The 17,005-nt window shown below is 47.7% G+C and carries 13 protein-coding genes (1 of these 13 running past the window's edge); 8 read left to right on the forward strand and 5 right to left on the reverse strand.

Annotated features, from left to right (window positions below):
- Window positions 1-278 carry the end of an FUSC family protein gene (locus tag DESAL_RS13675; RefSeq protein ID WP_015852571.1) on the forward strand. Its footprint begins 802 nt before the window's first position, so only the last 278 of its 1,080 coding nucleotides appear in the window; its start codon lies beyond the left edge, outside the window; the stop codon is at window positions 276-278.
- On the opposite strand, the gene DESAL_RS13680 is transcribed toward DESAL_RS13675, so the two are convergent.
- Window positions 256-963 carry a lipid-binding SYLF domain-containing protein gene (locus tag DESAL_RS13680; RefSeq protein ID WP_015852572.1) on the reverse strand — a complete coding sequence of 236 codons (708 nt, stop codon included), beginning with the start codon at window positions 961-963 and terminating at the stop codon, window positions 256-258. The genes DESAL_RS13675 and DESAL_RS13680 overlap by 23 nt on opposite strands.
- Before the next feature lie 156 nt (window positions 964-1,119).
- Between DESAL_RS13680 and DESAL_RS13685 the strand changes: the two genes are divergently transcribed.
- Together DESAL_RS13685 and DESAL_RS13690 are read left to right on the forward strand one after the other, a co-directional pair.
- Window positions 1,120-2,013 (forward strand): AraC family transcriptional regulator, encoded by an 894-nt coding sequence (locus tag DESAL_RS13685; protein ID WP_015852573.1) that lies wholly within the window; start codon window positions 1,120-1,122, stop codon window positions 2,011-2,013.
- A 24-nt stretch (window positions 2,014-2,037) separates the two neighbouring features.
- Entirely contained in the window at window positions 2,038-2,499 is a 462-nt protein-coding gene (locus DESAL_RS13690; RefSeq protein WP_015852574.1) for an AraC family transcriptional regulator, read from the forward strand.
- 65 nt (window positions 2,500-2,564) lie between these two features.
- Here the strand turns inward: DESAL_RS13690 and DESAL_RS13695 are convergent, their stop codons facing one another.
- The 3 genes from DESAL_RS13695 to asnS all read right to left on the reverse strand — a co-directional run bounded on the left by DESAL_RS13695 (window position 2,565) and on the right by asnS (window position 5,824).
- A complete protein-coding gene (locus DESAL_RS13695; RefSeq protein ID WP_015852575.1) occupies window positions 2,565-3,443 on the reverse strand; it encodes an ATP/GTP-binding protein in 879 nt (292 codons plus the stop codon).
- A gap of 61 nt (window positions 3,444-3,504) precedes the next feature.
- Window positions 3,505-4,386, reverse strand: a complete 882-nt coding sequence (locus tag DESAL_RS13700) for a helix-turn-helix transcriptional regulator (protein WP_015852576.1) — start codon at window positions 4,384-4,386, stop codon at window positions 3,505-3,507.
- A 46-nt stretch (window positions 4,387-4,432) separates the two neighbouring features.
- Entirely contained in the window at window positions 4,433-5,824 is a 1,392-nt protein-coding gene (gene asnS, locus DESAL_RS13705) for an asparagine--tRNA ligase (RefSeq protein ID WP_015852577.1), read from the reverse strand.
- Window positions 5,825-6,076: 252 nt separating this feature from the next.
- Here asnS and DESAL_RS13715 point away from each other — a divergent pair, with 252 nt between their 5' ends.
- Both DESAL_RS13715 and ftsY read left to right on the forward strand, forming a co-directional pair.
- On the forward strand, window positions 6,077-6,574 hold the full coding sequence (locus tag DESAL_RS13715) for a rubrerythrin family protein (protein ID WP_015852578.1): 498 nt from the start codon (window positions 6,077-6,079) through the stop codon (window positions 6,572-6,574).
- 564 nt (window positions 6,575-7,138) lie between these two features.
- On the forward strand, window positions 7,139-8,812 hold the full coding sequence (ftsY, locus tag DESAL_RS13720; RefSeq protein ID WP_425357288.1) for a signal recognition particle-docking protein FtsY: 1,674 nt from the start codon (window positions 7,139-7,141) through the stop codon (window positions 8,810-8,812).
- A 105-nt stretch (window positions 8,813-8,917) separates the two neighbouring features.
- On the opposite strand, the gene DESAL_RS13725 is transcribed toward ftsY, so the two are convergent.
- Entirely contained in the window at window positions 8,918-9,748 is an 831-nt protein-coding gene (locus tag DESAL_RS13725; RefSeq protein ID WP_245543743.1) for an RluA family pseudouridine synthase, read from the reverse strand.
- Window positions 9,749-9,940: 192 nt separating this feature from the next.
- On the opposite strand from DESAL_RS13725, the gene DESAL_RS13730 reads away from it, so the two are divergent.
- The 3 genes from DESAL_RS13730 to DESAL_RS13740 are packed head-to-tail and all read left to right on the forward strand — an operon-like array spanning window position 9,941 to window position 16,989.
- Entirely contained in the window at window positions 9,941-10,843 is a 903-nt protein-coding gene (locus tag DESAL_RS13730; RefSeq protein ID WP_015852581.1) for a DMT family transporter, read from the forward strand.
- Window positions 10,844-10,903: 60 nt separating this feature from the next.
- Window positions 10,904-14,083, forward strand: a complete 3,180-nt coding sequence (locus DESAL_RS13735; protein WP_015852582.1) for a UvrD-helicase domain-containing protein — start codon at window positions 10,904-10,906, stop codon at window positions 14,081-14,083.
- 2 nt (window positions 14,084-14,085) lie between these two features.
- On the forward strand, window positions 14,086-16,989 hold the full coding sequence (locus DESAL_RS13740; protein WP_015852583.1) for a PD-(D/E)XK nuclease family protein: 2,904 nt from the start codon (window positions 14,086-14,088) through the stop codon (window positions 16,987-16,989).
- The last annotated feature ends 16 nt before the right edge of the window (window positions 16,990-17,005 follow it).

The raw sequence follows: 17,005 nt of genomic DNA on the forward strand, positions 1-17,005 counted from the left end.
AGTTGGCACATGCAACTTCCAAGGCTATGCGCGCTATCGGCTCAAAAAAAATACCAAATGAACAATCTCTCCATGACGCTTTGGTTGCTTCCCAAAAACGCCTTGAAGCTCTGCGCAATGAAGGGGCAACCCGCAGATTCTACTTACAAAAAATGATTCAATTCTTTGCCTTCTACCATAGCGCTCAATTCATTTGCGAAGACCTGCTCCGCTACACAAGGGAAAGAAAAAAAATCAACGCCCAAAAAGATAAAACTAATAAACACCAGCAAGACTAAGTAGTAATTTATCTGCTTCCGGCTTGTCATACTTATGAGTCAGAAGCAGATCACTTACGCTGACTTTCTTTCCGTAATATCTCTTATTGAAGTCATTACTGACCATGAATGCTCCTGTTCGGGCGGTCATGCCACCATACGCTCCGGCCTGATCAACCAGTAGAACGATATTTCCTTCGACATCAAAAGTTCCGCGATTGCTGCGGTCGGCAGTATGCCCCACAGCCATATCCACGCCCAAAGAAAGGTCGATTTTACCGCCAAGAGCATCATCAAGGGCCTGATCATCCATAAGAAATACCAGCAGTGTTTTACCTTCAACCCCACCCTGCAAGCCGACATCAATCCCGGCCATATTAAAAAAAGCAGGACCGTTCCAAAACCCGGTATCATCCTTCGCACAAAGGACTCCCGGCCCTACTTCCGCTCCCACCAAGAATGCGGCCTTGTACACATCCGGAAAGATGAACACTGCCCGTGACTCTTCAAGCAAATAATCAATATACGGCCAATTCTCTTTGGATCTCATTTGATTAAGAGCGCAAGCCGATGAATCGACAATACGCTGCATTGTTGTTGATGAATTGCTGATGCAGGGATTACCGACAAATTGTTTCACCGGAGTACATGAACTTAATATTATGATTGTGAGTCCCAACAGGACTGCTGTTATATTCTTGTGCATGCTGTAAACTAACCTGAGATGATTCAAATCAGCAACTGACATCGAGTCCAAATTTCTCTTCTTTTCAAGAAAATTGTCGAATGATAAAAAATGTCATGTCAAAGCATGCAAAACTTGTTTAGTAAATATTAACAAAACACATTCAAGGAAGAATAAATGTCTACCATATTGAAACCGTACAATGAAAGAATGATGGAGGTTCTGCTCTACATCCAGCGCAATCTGGACGGAGACTTATCCCCGGAAACACTGGCTGAACTGGCTTGTTTTTCCGTTGCTCACTTTCATCGAATTTTCAAAGGCATGGTAGGTGAAAGCTTAAAGGAGCATGTCCGTAGATTACGTTTGGAACGTGCTTCATACCGGCTTTGCTATTCAAATACCACAGTCATGGAGATTGCCCTTGATGCCGGTTTTGAATCTCCTGAAACATTCAGCAGGGCATTCAAAAAAAGATTTCTGGTTTCGCCCAGCGATTTCAGGAACAACTCAAGAACCATGCTTGCGCTAGGAGGAGACGGAAAAATTCATTACCGTCCAGACCCAAACATTGAGAGCTTCGAGTTGGATTCCACACCGCATTCCTGCGAAGTTGAAATACGTACACGAGATGAAATTCAGGTAGTATTTATCCGCCATGTGGGTCCGTATCCTAAGGTAACTAAAGCATGGGAAAAACTTTGTGGATGGGGTTTTGGAAAAGGTCTGTTTTCCGAAAAGACAGAATTTCTGGGACTCTCTTACGATGACCCGGACATTACCCCGGAAGGTAAAATCCGTTACGATGCTTGCTTTACTGTCAATGAGGAAGTTGAAACTCCTCCGGAAATGGGGCTTCAGGTTATCCCCGGCGGAAAGTATGCGGTTACTACTCACTACGGACCTTACGAAAAAATGCACGGCATATACCGTGAACTTTACGGTAAATGGTTACCCAGTAGCGGCTACCAACTGAAAAACACCATTCCGTCATTTGAAAAGTACATAAAAGTTCCACCGGATGTTCCGCCTGAGGAAGCGGTTACGGAGATCTGGCTGGCAGTTTATTAATAATTAAAACAAGGAGCGCTAAAAATGGACGTACAAATCTGGACCCTTGATCCTGCTAAAATGGCTTATGCCGAACATGTTGGACCTTATGAAGAGGTAGGAAAAGCATGGGAAAAACTTTGCGCATGGGCTGGCCCTAACGGTCATTTCAATGAGAAGACCAGATTCTATGGAGTTTACCACGATGATCCGGGGCAGGTTCCTGCTGCAGAATTGCGCTCCGAAGCCTGCATTACTTTGGAAAACGAAGTGGAGGTTCCTGCCGGAATCAAACTTAAAAATTTTTCTGGCGGCAAATATGCAGTTACTGCACACCTTGGACCATACGAAAAACTCAAGGATTCCTGGACCGAATTCTACGAGAAATGGCTTCCCCAAAGCGGTGAAACCCACGCGGAGGCCCCCTGCTACGAGCAGTATATGAACGATCCCAACAACACAAAACCCGAGCATCTTGTTACCATTTTGCTCATGCCTTTGAAGTAGCATACACGTAAAAAAGCCCCGCTTCCGTACAAACGGTTGCGGGGCGTTATCTTTATAGGGCTGAATTAATATCCGACAATCATGACTTTATTTTCCAGCATCATAGGAATCCAGAGCCTTTTCTCTTTCCGATCCAGATAAAAATCAGCAGGACCACCAAGTTTTTCTCCAAGATCAAGCGTGACACTCTCCCCTGTTTCTACATCCTGCTTTATCAAAATACCTTCTTTTTTAAAGTCTACCCAGTCGGAAAAGACTATATTTCCCTCATGGTAAACCATTCCATCATAGAATCCATTTCGTGAACTGACTTTTTCAAAATAGAACTTGCCCTCATCAATATGCCCTTTACCAACAATTCCATTAGGCTGGTGGTCTTTTCCGAATGAGCAAAGATAAACTGTTCCGGTCTTGGATTCGTAAGAAAGCCCATTAGGACCGAAAAGATCGGAATCACATTCAAGCTTGATAAAATCGGAATTCGTAGAAGTATTTAAAAGATAGAGATTTCCGGTGTCCATAGCGGAAACAAGCAGCCTATCTTCGCCAATAGCAACAAGCCCGTTCAGAAATGAAGTACCTTCGCCGGAAAAATCAACATCTGCCACTTGTTTTCCATCTGCCACAGAATAACCTTTGACCCGGTCAATATCAGCTACATAAAGAATATCGTTAAGTACGACCATTCCCTTGGGTGCGTTCAGCCCCTTAATAAACTTTCGCTCAATAACTTTTCCTTCATCAGAAAGTCGGGAGATATATCCATCTCCATCTTTATCCATTGGTTTAAGCTCTTCCCCCACATTGGAAACATAGAAATAATGACCGTCAGAGGTCACACTTTCTGGGGATGAAAATCCGGTAACAATGGCTTTTTTTGTTGAGCAGGCAGCAAGCTGCAAGACCAGAAAAATACAAATTGCGACAATTGAATATTTACGCATAAACTTTCTCCTTGTTCTGTTTGAAGAAAAGCTAGCGTAAAGATTGTTCCATTACTTGCGTTTAAAGATCAGATTTTGCTGAATTCAGTTCAGCACGATATTCTCTGGGAGTGACTCCGTAATTCTTACGAAATAGAGTGCTGAAGTGGGACAAGCTTTCGTAGCCGGATTCATAGGAAATTTCTGTAATACTCTTGGCTGAATTCCGCAGAAGCTGCTCAGCCCAAGACATGCGGCGTTCACGAATCCAACGCGCGGGGGTGGTGTTAAACGTTTTTTTAAATTCACGTTTAAAGGAGGAAAGGCTTCGTCCAGATAATTCCGCCACAGTTTCAAGGCTGATATTTTTGTTAAAATACCGCTCCATGACTGCGGAGAGATCTCCCCTGCTACTGTTTCTACAAGCTACCAAGAAGCTGACAAACTCATCATTTCCTGATGCGGTATATATATAATGTAGCAGCTCGTTAACTTTCAGCCGCAGAAAATCATCATTTTTACCAAGCGGGGAATCAAATAACGAAAGCATGGAAGAGAGATAAATACTGACTTGCTCCGTAACCTTAATGCGAAAAGCAGATCGATCAGTAGAAGCTATTTGATTTTTTTCTGCGGAGAGCTGATCCACAAAATTACCAAGTATAGCGTCATCAAAGAAGAAAAGAACGGTGTCAAATGTCCCGCCATCTTCCGGAATCATCTCAGACATAAGATGACATCCCTTACGGCAGAAAAATGCTTCCCCCTTACGAATCACCATATCGCCATCAGCAGAATGAATATACTTAGTACCCTCAAGAACAAAGACGAGGGAGTGTTGCGACACACAAACTTCGTGGCGGATTTTTGATTTTCTGCTTTGGAATTGCACAAAGGTAATTCCATCGACAGTGATATCTGCGAATTGAGGTGAGTTATGAATGAAACGCGGGATTGTAAGCATTAGAAAAAGAAAGGGCCGTACAAGACGGCCCTTTATAATTTAATAATTAGAATTCAAGATTCTTGGGAGTTCTGGGGAACGGGATAACGTCGCGGATATTGGTCACGCCGGTGAGCAACATCAGCATACGTTCGAAGCCCATACCGAATCCGGCATGAGGTGCGGAGCCGAAACGGCGGGAATCGAGATACCACCAGTAATCTTCGGACTCCATTCCGGTTTCAGCAATTCTGCTTTCCAGAACATCAAGTCTTTCTTCACGCTGCGATCCGCCTACCAGTTCACCAATTCTGGGAACAAGCAGGTCCATGGCGGCAACGGTTTTACCATCGTCATTCATGCGCATGTAGAACGGCTTGATTTCTTTAGGGTAATCATAAACAATGACCGGCTTTTTGAAGTGCTTCTCTGTGAGATATCTTTCGTGCTCGGTCTGCAAATCCTGACCGTACTCAGGGTAATATTCAAATTTCTTAGCTTTCTTGCAACGCTGCAGCAAATTCACTGCGTCTTCGTAACGGATACGTTCAAAGTCGTTATCAAGAGTGTTGCGCAAGGTATCCATGAGAGTTTTGTCCACAAATTTTGCGAACAATTCGATATCGTCAGCACACTTTTCAAGAACATGGTTGATCAAATACTTAACCATTTCTTCACCGAGATCCATATTATCATTAAGATCGGCGAAAGCTACTTCAGGTTCAACCATCCAAAATTCAGCAGCATGGCGCGGGGTGTTGGATTTTTCTGCACGGAAAGTAGGACCGAAAGTGTAAACCTGTCCAAGGGAAAGAGCATACATTTCAGCATCGAGCTGACCGGAAACAGTCAGGTGTGATTCCTTGCCGAAGAAATCATTAGCTGCCTGATCTTCCTTTTTCATGCTAGAAAGAGCTGCATGGTCGAGGGAGGTAACCCGGAACATTTCCCCTGCACCTTCACAGTCGGAGCCGGTAATGATCGGGGTATGTACGTAAAAGAACCCTTTATCGCGGAAATATTTATGAATCGCGTATGAAAGTTCGGAGCGAATGCGGAACATAGCGCCGAATTTATTTGTGCGGGGGCGCAGATGAGCAATGGTTCTCAAGAACTCATCAGAATGACGTTTCTTCTGGAGCGGAAAAGTTTCGGGATCTGCAAAGCCGAGCATTTCAATAGACTTACCGCGAACTTCCCATTTCTGCCCCTTACCCGGAGATTCGACCAATTCACCAAGAACACTGACTGATGCCCCGGTAGAAATTTTTTCAAGTTCGGCCTCGATTTCGGGGGTATGGTCGATAATTACCTGCACATTCTTCAAGCAGGAACCGTCGTTAACCTCCAAGAATGAAAAGCCCTTATTGTCACGCTTGGTGCGGACCCAGCCTTTTACCAGGATTTCTGATGCAGCATTTTCCGCATTCAAGATATCTTTAACGCATGTTCTTCTCATAAATTGTCTCCAATCACTCGGTTTTGCGCCGATAATTGCGCTTCGCGTAAGATGTAGCTTCTAGACGTGTAAATTTCAACTAACTTGTGCATCATTAATATATAGATATTTTGAGCCAATATTTTTTTTAAAACTTTTTTCATTTTTTGCTTGCATTTCATAATAGGAATCGTTACTAATTGTTTCAACGAAACGGAACAAAGATTTTTAACAATAAATTCACACCCAAATTGAAACACAAGGAGAATTCCAATGAGCAAGACACTTGAAAACCTCAAAGCAGCATTTGCAGGCGAATCCCAGGCTAACCGTAAATACCTCGCTTTCGCAGAAAAAGCAGAAGCAGAAGGCAAACCCGGTGTAGCTAAACTTTTCCGTGCAGCTGCTGCCGCTGAAACCATTCACGCTCACGCACATCTTCGTCTTATGAAAGGCATCGGTACTACTGAAGAAAACCTCAAGCAGGCAATCGAAGGCGAAAGCTACGAATTCGAATCCATGTACCCCGAAATGATGGAAGATGCGAAAAATGAAGGTGAAAACGCAGTACTCCGCTACTTCGGTTTCGCTAACGAAGCAGAAAAAATCCACGCAAACCTCTACACTGAAGCTCTCAATGCAGAAGGTGATGTTTTCGCAGAAGCAGAATTCTACATCTGTTCCGTGTGTGGTCACACCCAGAACGGTGAAGCCACCGAAAAATGTCCCATCTGTGGAGCAGCTCCCAAAGCATACCACAAAGTGGACTAAATCCACCTCCATATTTTGGATGAATATCAGCCCCGCCTGTACTAGTACAGGCGGGGCTTTTTCGTTCATTGTGATATGAAGACCTAGACTAATTCCATTGAATACCTATCTGTAATGCTGACACTGAAAACAGCCAAAACCGGACGGTTGCGCATCCGGGATTACTGCGCTATCTTCGCCTGTTCAAAATAGACTGCAAAGGGGATTTCAATGGGATTCTTTTCGAAAGTAAAAAAATTGTGGAGTAGCCCGGAAGACAGGGCTGAACAAGCACTTAAAGATTATCTCGGCGATGATTATGAGCCGGAAGAAAAAGTAGAAGAACCGGAAGTAGAAGCTGAGCCGGACCAAGCACTCGAACCGGAACCTGCACCGGAACCCGAGCCTGTTGTTGAAACTGAGCCGGAAGTTGCGAAAGAAGTTGAACCCGAGCAGGACACAGCCGAAGAAGCGCCTGTAGTAGAAGACCAGCCGGAAGAAATCGAAGATAAGACTGAAGCCCCGGTAGAAGAACCAGCTATCGAAGAGCCTGCCACTGAGCCAGAGGTTGTGGCAGAGCCTGAAATTTCATTTGAAGAACCTGCTCCAGAGCCGGAAATTGTTGAAGAAACTCCTGAATACGATCCTGAGCCGGAAGCAGTCAAGGAAACTCCTGTCGCCGAGCCGGAACCGGAAGAACTTCCTGTTACTGAGCCCGAAGCGGTTGAGGAAACTCCTGTAATTGAAACTGAACCGGAGCCAGTAGAAGAGCCTGCTGTTGAGCCGGAAGTAGAAGAAACTCCCGCAGAAGAACCGGAACCGGAAAAGAAATCCAAATTTTCATTCCTTTTTGGAAACAAAAAATCTGAAGAGGAAACAAAAGAAGAGGCACCGGTTGCAGAAGTTGCTAAGCCGGTAACTTCTCAGGAACCTGTAGCAGCTGAAGCTGAAGAAGCACCTGCTGCCGAAAAAGCTCCAGAGCCTATAGTTGAAAAACCAGCCGGACCAACCATACTTGAGCCGGTCATGACTGCTGAAGCACAGCCCGCAGAAGATAAGCCGCAGTGGCAGATTGACCTGACCAAAGCACTGCAACAGGCAGAACCGCGCCTTTCCGTATGGTTAGGTCTGATTCTCGAAGACATTGAAGAGGCTGGAGATGATCTCTGGGATCGCCTCTCCTTCCTGCTCAGCGCTCTTGAAGCTCCCAAAGATGAAGCCGAAGATTTCATTTCCCGCTTCAAAGACTGGCTCGAAGACATGGACTACGAGTATGTGGAAGATTTCCGCTCAGAACTCCAGTACCGTCTGGCCCTCGCCCTTGAACTTGAGGATGAGGAAGATGAGCGCAGCCGCTTGTTCATCAAGCTTTCCGAAGGTCTGAACAAGACCCGCGAGCAGATCACCAAGCGCATCGACTCCATGCTCTCCAGTCACACCGCCTTTGATGATGATTTCTGGGAGGAATTCGAAGAAATCCTGATCATGGCTGATGTTGGATATGACGCATCTATGGAGCTTGTAGAACGCATGAAAGAGCGTATCCGCAAGGCTGGAGAAACCAACCCTGAAAATTTCAAAGACCTGCTGCGCGAAGAGCTGGATGAAATATTCAAGGTTCCCAAACGCATTAAAGCTTTCAACCCGCCGGAAGTTGTCATGATGATCGGCGTTAACGGTGTAGGTAAAACCACCACTATAGCTAAGCTGGCCCACCGCGCCCAGATGCAGGGCCGCAAAGTCCTCATCGTTGCCGGTGATACTTTCCGCGCCGCAGCGATCGGCCAGCTGGAAGTATGGGCCCGTCGTGTCGGTGCCGGATTCTATGCCAAGGCAGAAGGTTCCGACCCCGCAGCGGTTGCTTATGAAGCCATCGATTACGCTGTAAAGAACGGCTACGACCTCATGCTCCTCGATACTGCCGGACGTCTGCACAACAAGGCAAACCTCATGGAAGAACTGCATAAAATCCGCAGGGTCCTCGGCAAGAAGCATGATGAAGCGCCGCACCGCAGTGTACTGGTCATCGATGCCACCACCGGACAGAACGCCCTTTCCCAGACCAAGATATTCAATGAGGAAATCGGCGTTGATGAACTGATTCTGACCAAACTGGACGGCACAGCCAAAGGCGGCGTCATGATCGCCGTGACCATGCAGCACAAAATCCCCATCACCCACATCGGTCTGGGTGAAAAAATGGAAGATCTCAGGCCGTTTAACGGCGAAGACTTTGCCAAGGCATTGTTGCTGTCGTAGGAATTAAAAGAATATAAAAATAAAAATCCCGTCCGGCTTGTTGAGCTGGACGGGATTTTTATTTGAATCTATTTCTTTCTACGCAGCTTACTGCTGAGCATCTGACTATTTCCAACCAGTCTCACAAACCGCCTCAAACCCCGGCAAGACAATCTTACGATGATGCAGATACATCCTGTCCGCACTATCCTCGCGACCATAAATAGGATCGCCCACTATGGGGAATCCCGCATGGGCGAGATGAGCCCTGATCTGGTGGCGGGCACCTTTGGCTATACGAACTTCTAGAAGCGAAGTTCCATCATCATATCTTTCAACTACCTCCGCACTGGACCAACGTTCTTCCGGAGCCTGATCATCAAGCACTTTGGTGCGTTTACGGTCGGCAGTATCAAGACTGTTCTTTACAACAAAAGGTCCTTCAGGAATGCCGTGCACTTTGGCGTGGTAAACTTTATCCACTGTGCCGGAATCCTCACATTCACGAAATTCATTTTCCCGCTCTACTCCGAAAGCAATCAACAACATCCCTGAAGTAAGAAAATCCAAACGATTAGCAAGAATAGGCTCTTTACCGGGAAAAATACCGGAGAGACATTCTTCAACAGAAGACTCCGCACTTCCGGCAATTGCTGCTGAATGTAACCCTTCGGGTTTATACACGGTCCCGAATCCTTCCCCCTGTTTAACCACCTTCACCTGCGATAAAATCTCAACAGCACAGGAGCGATCCTCAGCTTCCAGCAGCACAACTTCCGCACCGGGAAACATCTTTAATCCTGAACGGCAACTGCGGCCATTGACCATCACAAGACCGTTCTCTATCAACCGCCTGCGTTCACGCAATCCGCTGTCGGGCAGCAGCTTGAGCAAAAATTTATCCAAACGCAGACCGTCATCGCTATCACCAGCTATAATTCTGTCAATTTCATTCAATTGTTTATCTTCCGTTTCTGGTAGCTGATTACCGTTCCAATTCATTGAACGGGGTTTACGCTGCAAGGGAAACAGCATACAACTCACTAAGCACAATGGAATTTGTTCAAGTGGCCGTTATTAAAGCAAGTACACACTTTTTAGCTGCCAAATGACCTTCATCAACCTTTTCCCAAGATAGCAGGTTTTGCCGTGAATATTAAAGGATGTATTTTCGTCATCTGTGCCGCGATCATGTGGGGGCTGATCGGTCCCATCTCCAAATTCCCAATTGAACAGGGAGTAGCACCGCTTGAGAACGCCTTCTGGCGGGCTGTTTTCGCATGGATGCTCTTTGCTGTCCACGCCTGCCGCATCCGGGCTATCAAAATAGATATCAAAGACCTGCCACAAATCATCGGATTCGGTTTCGTAGGAGTAACCATATTTTACGGTTCCTACCAGCTGGCGGTGCAAGACGTGGGCGCGGCTCTGGCTTCGGTACTGCTCTACACTGCCCCGGCATGGGTAGCCTTCATGTCTTGGCTGTTGCTGGGCGAAAGAATGACTCCTATCAAAATATCAGCCATGCTGATCACCATTTTCGGGGTTACCTGCGTATCTCTCGGGCCTCATATTTTCGGGACTGGAACCGAAATGTCCTTCACTTGGCCGGGTATCATTTTCGGACTCACTTCCGGATTCACATACGCGCTCTACTACATATACGGAAAAACCATCTTTGCCCGCTACACCACGCCGACAATATTTTTATACGCCCTGCCCATCGGTGCACTTTGCCTGTTGCCATTCTTTGAGTTCACCCCGAAAACCGGGACTTCATGGATGAGTATCATCGCGCTGGCCTTGATTTGTACTTACGGAGCATATTCTATCTACTATGCCGGACTTAAATGGCTGGAACCAACCGCAGCCTCGGTTATCGCCACCATAGAACCGGTAATCGCCGCAGTGCTGGCATGGCTTTGGTGGAACGAAAGTTTCGACTGGACCGGATACATCGGCAGTGCTTTGATTATTTCTGCTGTGCTTATGATTGTCATGGAAAATAAAATTATTGAATTATTCTCGAGAAAAAGAAGCGAAGCCTATTAAAAGGTTTTGGGATTCTTAAACCCTTTTGCAAAAGGGTTTAAGCCGTCGGAGACAAAACAAATGCTAAAACAAGTTAAGGCTTCTGCCGGTTCCGGTAAGACATATGAACTTACCGGACGTTTTTTATCTCTCTTAGCCGGAGCACAGGAAGAAGATTCCGTCCCGGTCTGTAAAAGCTCACAGGGTAAAGGTTACTGCTGGCCTGAAATCATGGCTGTAACCTTCACCAACAAAGCTGCGGCAGAGATGAAGGAACGTGTGATTCGTTCCCTAAAAAACCGCGCTCTGGACATCGAAGGCGACGGTCTGGGAGCGGACTGGAAACCACTGGACGCCAAGAAACAACTCATCCCTATCCTGCAACGCTACAATCGCCTTAATATCCGCACTATTGATAGTTTGCTTAATCTGCTGGTGCGTATATTCGCCCTTGAATTGGGACTTAGCCCGGAATTTGAACTGCTCTTTGAGCCGCAGGCCTTATTCGAGCCGAACTTCAACAAATTTCTGGCCCAATGCGAAGAAGGCGACCTGCTGCGAAAGGAACTGCTGGACGATGCTGTAGACAGCCTCGTGCTCAAGGAAGAAAAGCAAGGATTCTGGCTGGCCGAACAAATGCGCATGCGCCTCCTTTCCATCCTGACTCACGTTATCGACCATCCGGCGGAAAGACTCACTGATCAGGAAGAGATCGCCGGACTACTGCAAATTGAATTTGATGCATTCCAGAAGGCTGTACGCGATTTATCAACACTCATTGATGCAGATAAGCTTGCGGCCTCGGCGCACCTGAAAAAATATCTGGAGCATGCCGCAAAAATAGACTTCATGGACCTGCCCAAGGAATCGACAATGGTTGCCAAGGACAGCTTTGAAGATTGCGTTAATAAAAAATCCAAAGGCGACATCGGTTCCTACCATGAGAAAGTATACGCTGATTTAAAACAAGCCCATGAGATATACCGCGACAAGGCGACTATCCTGCGCGGTGCATATGCACTGGCCCCGTTCGTACGCATTGTAGAGGAAATCCGGGCTGATATTATCGAATACCAGACTCGCAACGGCATGCTGCTCAGTGCGGACCTGCCTAAAGTTGCAAGCTTCGTACTCCAAGGCGGAAGCGCATTGCCTGATGCATTCTGCCGCATGGGATCGCGCTTGCACCATCTGCTTGTTGACGAATTTCAGGACACCAGCCTTGCTCAATGGAACGCCATGATTCCGCTGGCTATCGAATGCCTCTCCAAACGGGGCAGCCTCTTTTACGTTGGTGATGTAAAGCAGGCCATTTACAGCTGGCGCGGAGGACGTTCCGAGCTATTCGATGAAGTGGGGCAGGACCCGGAACTGAGCGGGCTTTCCGAGTTCACCCCGGCAAATCTCGATTACAACTGGCGCAGCCTTGAACATGTCATCGGCTTCAACAATGAATTCTTTGATGCGCTGGCGGATTATGATCTGGCAATGGACCTTGCGGAAAGGCTCTATCCCAACGGCCCGGAAGAACAGCAGATCGAACTTGCCCAGCGGATTTCCCATTCATTTGATAAAGCTTCCCAGCAACTGCCGCCGAATCAGGATCGCATAGGTGGATACGTGCGCCTCCAACGGGTTTTCGCTTCCAGCTCACAGGAGATTGTGGATGAAACACGCCGCAACTTCGACCTACTCATGGAAGAACTGATTCCCCGCCGCGAATACCGGGATATCTGCGTACTGGTCCGCTCCAACGGTCATGCACAGTTGGTCTGCGACTGGCTGGTGGAAAAATCCATTCCGGTAATCACCGAGAACAGCCTCCAACTGGACCGCCACCCCATTGTGCGCCAGATGGTTTCCCTGCTCAAATTCCTTGATTACCCGCAGGACGACCTTGCATTTCTGGAATTCATCTGCGGACAGGAAATCTTCGGTCATATTTCAGATATCGAGCACGATGACCTTTTCAAATGGCTCGCCGAACGAGACAAAGGCCCGCTGCACCGCCGCTTTTCCGAGCAATATCCTGATTTCTGGAACACGCAAATTTCACCCTTCCTGCGCAAATCAGGGCTGATGACACCTTACGACCTTGCCAGCGAAATGGTCAGCCGCTTCAAACTCGTTGAAACCTATCCTCAGGATGAATTATACATCCGCCGTTTCCTTGAGGTGGTTCATCTTGCCGAAGAAAAACGCGGCACATCTCTGGCAGCTTTCCTTGATTTCTGGGAACTTTCTTCAGCCGAAGAAAAAGTGCCCCTGCCGGAGTCGGTCAACGCAGTACGCATCATGACCATCCATAAATCCAAGGGATTGGAATTCCCGGTTATCGTAGTGCCTTTCCATAACTGGTCCGTATCCGGACCGGACACATCTCTGGCTGATATTGAAATCGACGGACAAACCATGCTCACCCCCATGAGCAGCAGCTTGGGCGATATCTACTACGAAAACCGGACTCGCATGTTCAGTGAACAGCTCAACCTGCTCTATGTGGCATGGACCCGCGCCGGTCAGGAATTGTACGGCTTTCTGCCCTCGGAAAAAACTCGCGGGGTAAGTCCTGCATTGGCGGCTATTGAATTAATCCTTGAGGGCAAATTCAACGATCTCGGTATGCTTGAATATGGAATTACGCCTGAAGATACTCAGGTACTTCCCACCACGAATAAACCGGAATATTCCTCTGAAGAGCCATGCGACGATTTCTGTGAAACTGATCCAGATGGACTACTTGAACCGGAACTCATGGGCTGGCTGCCGAGGCTACGCGTCTATCGCCACAACCTCGAGGATTATTCCTATGATGCCCGAATGCGCGGGGAACTGGCCCACAACGCCATGGAAAACCTGATTCTCACCGGAAATGACGAGGCCGATTGCCGCCGCAGCGCTGAAGCCGCCTTTGCCAAGTTTCCGGCAGTTACCGAGGAAGAAAACGTGCTGGTCCCGGAAGTAACTGACATGGCTCTCTGGGCCTTATCGGTCCCGGATATCCGCGCTGCAATAGAACGCGGCAGACCGGAAGTAGCCATTATGGATGCGCAAGGCGAAACCCATCGCGCTGACCTCCTGCTACTCGATGATAAACGGGCCTTGGTAGTGGAATACAAAACAGGACAGCCCTCCCCGGAAAACGAGAAGCAGGTCAAAAGATATTTGAAACTGCTACGAGATATGTACGGTAACGAGAAGGAGTTGCGCGGTCTTCTCGTTTACTTGGATGGAAAATTTACACGGGAAGTTAATATTTAGTCATGAATAATAAACCTATCCAGATCATATCGTGGAAAGAAGATTTCATTGAGAATCTTGCCACAACTATAATTAATGATTCAGACGGCGACCTGAGCAAAGTTACGGTCATCGTTCCGCACCATCGTCCGGCCCGATATCTTAAGAAAGCTCTCGCGGCATCGGAACAATTGCCCAAGCCATGTATTCTACCTGAGATTTATTCATTTTCAGACTTTGTGTCTTCGCTGATCCCCAAACTTACTGCCGAATTTCCACGCAAGATAGGTAAACTGGATCAGGTCGGACTGCTCTTCAACATCATTGAAAAACTGCGCAACGAATCCACAGGCATGCTTGCAAAAATGCCTACGGATTTACAATTGTTCTTCCCGTGGGGCACCAGACTGGCATCCCTGCTGGAGGATCTACTTCGTCAGGATATCAAACCGCGCAACTTGACCATGCTGCAAGGCGAAGTGCTGGAATGGGCAGCCGCACTGCTGGAAGAGTTGGAAATAATTTTCGTGCGCTACATGGAAGAACTGGAAAAGCGCGGCTGGACCACTTCGGGACTGGAAAACCGTACGCTCGTAGAGAATTTCAACGGACTTGATGACATCCTTAAAGACCGTCAGCTTTACCTTGCCGGATTCTACGGGGTCAGCGGTGTGGAAGACATGTTCTTCCGATATCTCTGGGACAATCTGGGATTGCAGGTCATCTGGCATAGTGATCCCGGGCTTGCCGCAGGTCGCAAAGGCCACTTTGCAGTGCGTGAACATCGACTTTGGCTACAGAACTGGAAAGCTGAAGCAGTATCAGATCATTCTGCAAATGGAAGCTGCCAACTACCGGAACTGAAATTCTTCGAAGGCTTCGACCGTCACTCCCAGCTTTCTGCCATGCGTGAGGAACTCTGCTCGCAAAAGGTAGAAGGATGCGCCGTGGTCCTGCCGGACACGTCTTTGCTCCTGCCCGTAATGCATCATTTGCCTGAACAGGACATCAACATCAGTATGGGCTATCCACTGGAGCGCTCCGCTCTGAACGGACTGGTGGAAGCCGTCCTCAAATTGCAGGAGAACCGCAACGGGCGAACCTTTTACTGGAAAGACATTCTGGCCTTGATCCGCCACCCGTACTTGAAAATGCTGGAAGTAAACGGCGATCAGCCTCTGCGAACCATCTTCCACCAATGGGAAAATGCACTGCGTCATGGCGCACCCTACGCTGATGTGACCGATTTCGTTCCGGTGTACAGTGACGATAACGGCAATCTCGTCGATAACCCGGAAACCACAGAAGAACTGCGTTCCGAAGCAGTGCAGATCTGCATTGACGGATTTAAGGATATCGAGACCCTTTCCGAACTGGCAGACAGTCTGCAAGCCATGTCTGAAATGCTCCGCCAGCGCGGTGGCACCCTTTGGAATCGTTATCTTCTGGACTCCGAATGTTTGTTCCGATTGATGAATGAAGTTATTCCCGAACTGCGCGAAAGCTCCATCAGTAATGAAATCTTCGGACAGTCACTCTGCTTTTCCATTTTCAGGCAGCTACTGTCATCGCAACGCGTATCCTTTGAACCGGACCCCATCTCCGGCATGCAGGTGCTTGGTATGCTTGAAAGCCGTCTGCTCAACTTCAAGCGTACTTTCATCCTTGATACCGTAGATGAGAAGCTTCCCGGCACCGATCCTTACGATCCCCTGCTCCCCGACCAATTGCGCCATCTACTGGACCTGCCCGATTCTAGGGAAAGGGAATCTGTCGCGACCTACAACTTTTACCGTTTGATCATGGGCAGCGAAGAATCCTGCATCTTTTACCAGAGCGGCGTGCAGCCCGGATTACTCGATTCCAAATCAATCCGTTCCCGGTTTGTGGAGCAGTTGCTTTGGGAAATTGAGCAGCAACGCAAGGAAATCATCACTCCGGGCGAGGAGTTCCCTCTCAAGGCAGTCAATTTTCCGGTAGGGGCAATTGTTAATAATCCGGCGGCCATTCCTAAAGAACCGTTGCAGGATAAACTGGAAAACCTGCTCAAATTCAAAGGGCTGTCGCCTTCGGCAATTGATTGCTACGTAGGCTGTCCCAAACTTTTCTTCTTCCGTTATCTCTCTAATGTACGCGAAAGTGTAACGGTAGATCAGGACGGTGACCGCGCCGGATTCGGTGATCTGATCCACTCAGTGCTCAAGGACTTTCTTGAACCGCACCTGAATAAAGAGATATGCGGCAAGGATCTAGACGCGCAGGCATTGCAGGATTTATTCATGCTCCGACTGGAAAGGGATTCGCTCTATCCCAACCTCGCCTATGATATAAAAAAATCCCTTGAGCAGGCTGGCAAAAACAGGCTGGCCTTGTTTCTCAAAAGCCTAAAGCCTACCAAAATAGTTGAGCTGGAATCTGACTCACAAGCCGAACTTGAAATGGATGATTTCAGCGTCAGGATTCATGGCCGTGTTGACCGGGTCGATGAACGGGCTGGTGAACGTTACGTGCTGGACTACAAGACCGGACGGCTGCACCTGCCCCGCAAATCCTTCTGGGAAGATGAAAACATCTGGGGTCCGCTGCTCGATGATCCGCAAGCTATCTACCATGACGGCACACCTTTTCTTGAGATGATCAAAAATTCAGCGGACAGCCTGCAACTTCCCCTTTATCTGCTGATGGACCATCACACTTCCGGGGAACTGCCAAGGCAGGCGGCACTGGTGGAATTAGTCACCGATGGACGGGAAATGGGATTATTCGACTCCAAAACCGGGGATGAAGAGCGCGAAGAGATAATTGAAACCAAAATTCCGGCCCTGACTAAGGTAATCATCAACAATATGCTGCAAGAGGATAGTTTCAAACCCATTCGTTCCAATATGTGCCAATGGTGTGCATACCGTGAGGCCTGCGGAAGCTGATATCTCTGCATTTTAA

This window comes from Maridesulfovibrio salexigens DSM 2638 (assembly GCF_000023445.1).
GTDB classification, from domain to species: domain Bacteria; phylum Desulfobacterota; class Desulfovibrionia; order Desulfovibrionales; family Desulfovibrionaceae; genus Maridesulfovibrio; species Maridesulfovibrio salexigens.

Coding starts and splice junctions, on each gene's coding strand:
- DESAL_RS13680 (WP_015852572.1), bottom strand. CDS start 963: ATGCACAAGAATATAACAGCAGTCCTGTTGGGACTCACAATCATAATA.
- DESAL_RS13685 (WP_015852573.1), top strand. CDS start 1,120: ATGTCTACCATATTGAAACCGTACAATGAAAGAATGATGGAGGTTCTG.
- DESAL_RS13690 (WP_015852574.1), top strand. CDS start 2,038: ATGGACGTACAAATCTGGACCCTTGATCCTGCTAAAATGGCTTATGCC.
- DESAL_RS13695 (WP_015852575.1), bottom strand. CDS start 3,443: ATGCGTAAATATTCAATTGTCGCAATTTGTATTTTTCTGGTCTTGCAG.
- DESAL_RS13700 (WP_015852576.1), bottom strand. CDS start 4,386: ATGCTTACAATCCCGCGTTTCATTCATAACTCACCTCAATTCGCAGAT.
- asnS (WP_015852577.1), bottom strand. CDS start 5,824: ATGAGAAGAACATGCGTTAAAGATATCTTGAATGCGGAAAATGCTGCA.
- DESAL_RS13715 (WP_015852578.1), top strand. CDS start 6,077: ATGAGCAAGACACTTGAAAACCTCAAAGCAGCATTTGCAGGCGAATCC.
- DESAL_RS13735 (WP_015852582.1), top strand. CDS start 10,904: ATGCTAAAACAAGTTAAGGCTTCTGCCGGTTCCGGTAAGACATATGAA.
- DESAL_RS13740 (WP_015852583.1), top strand. CDS start 14,086: ATGAATAATAAACCTATCCAGATCATATCGTGGAAAGAAGATTTCATT.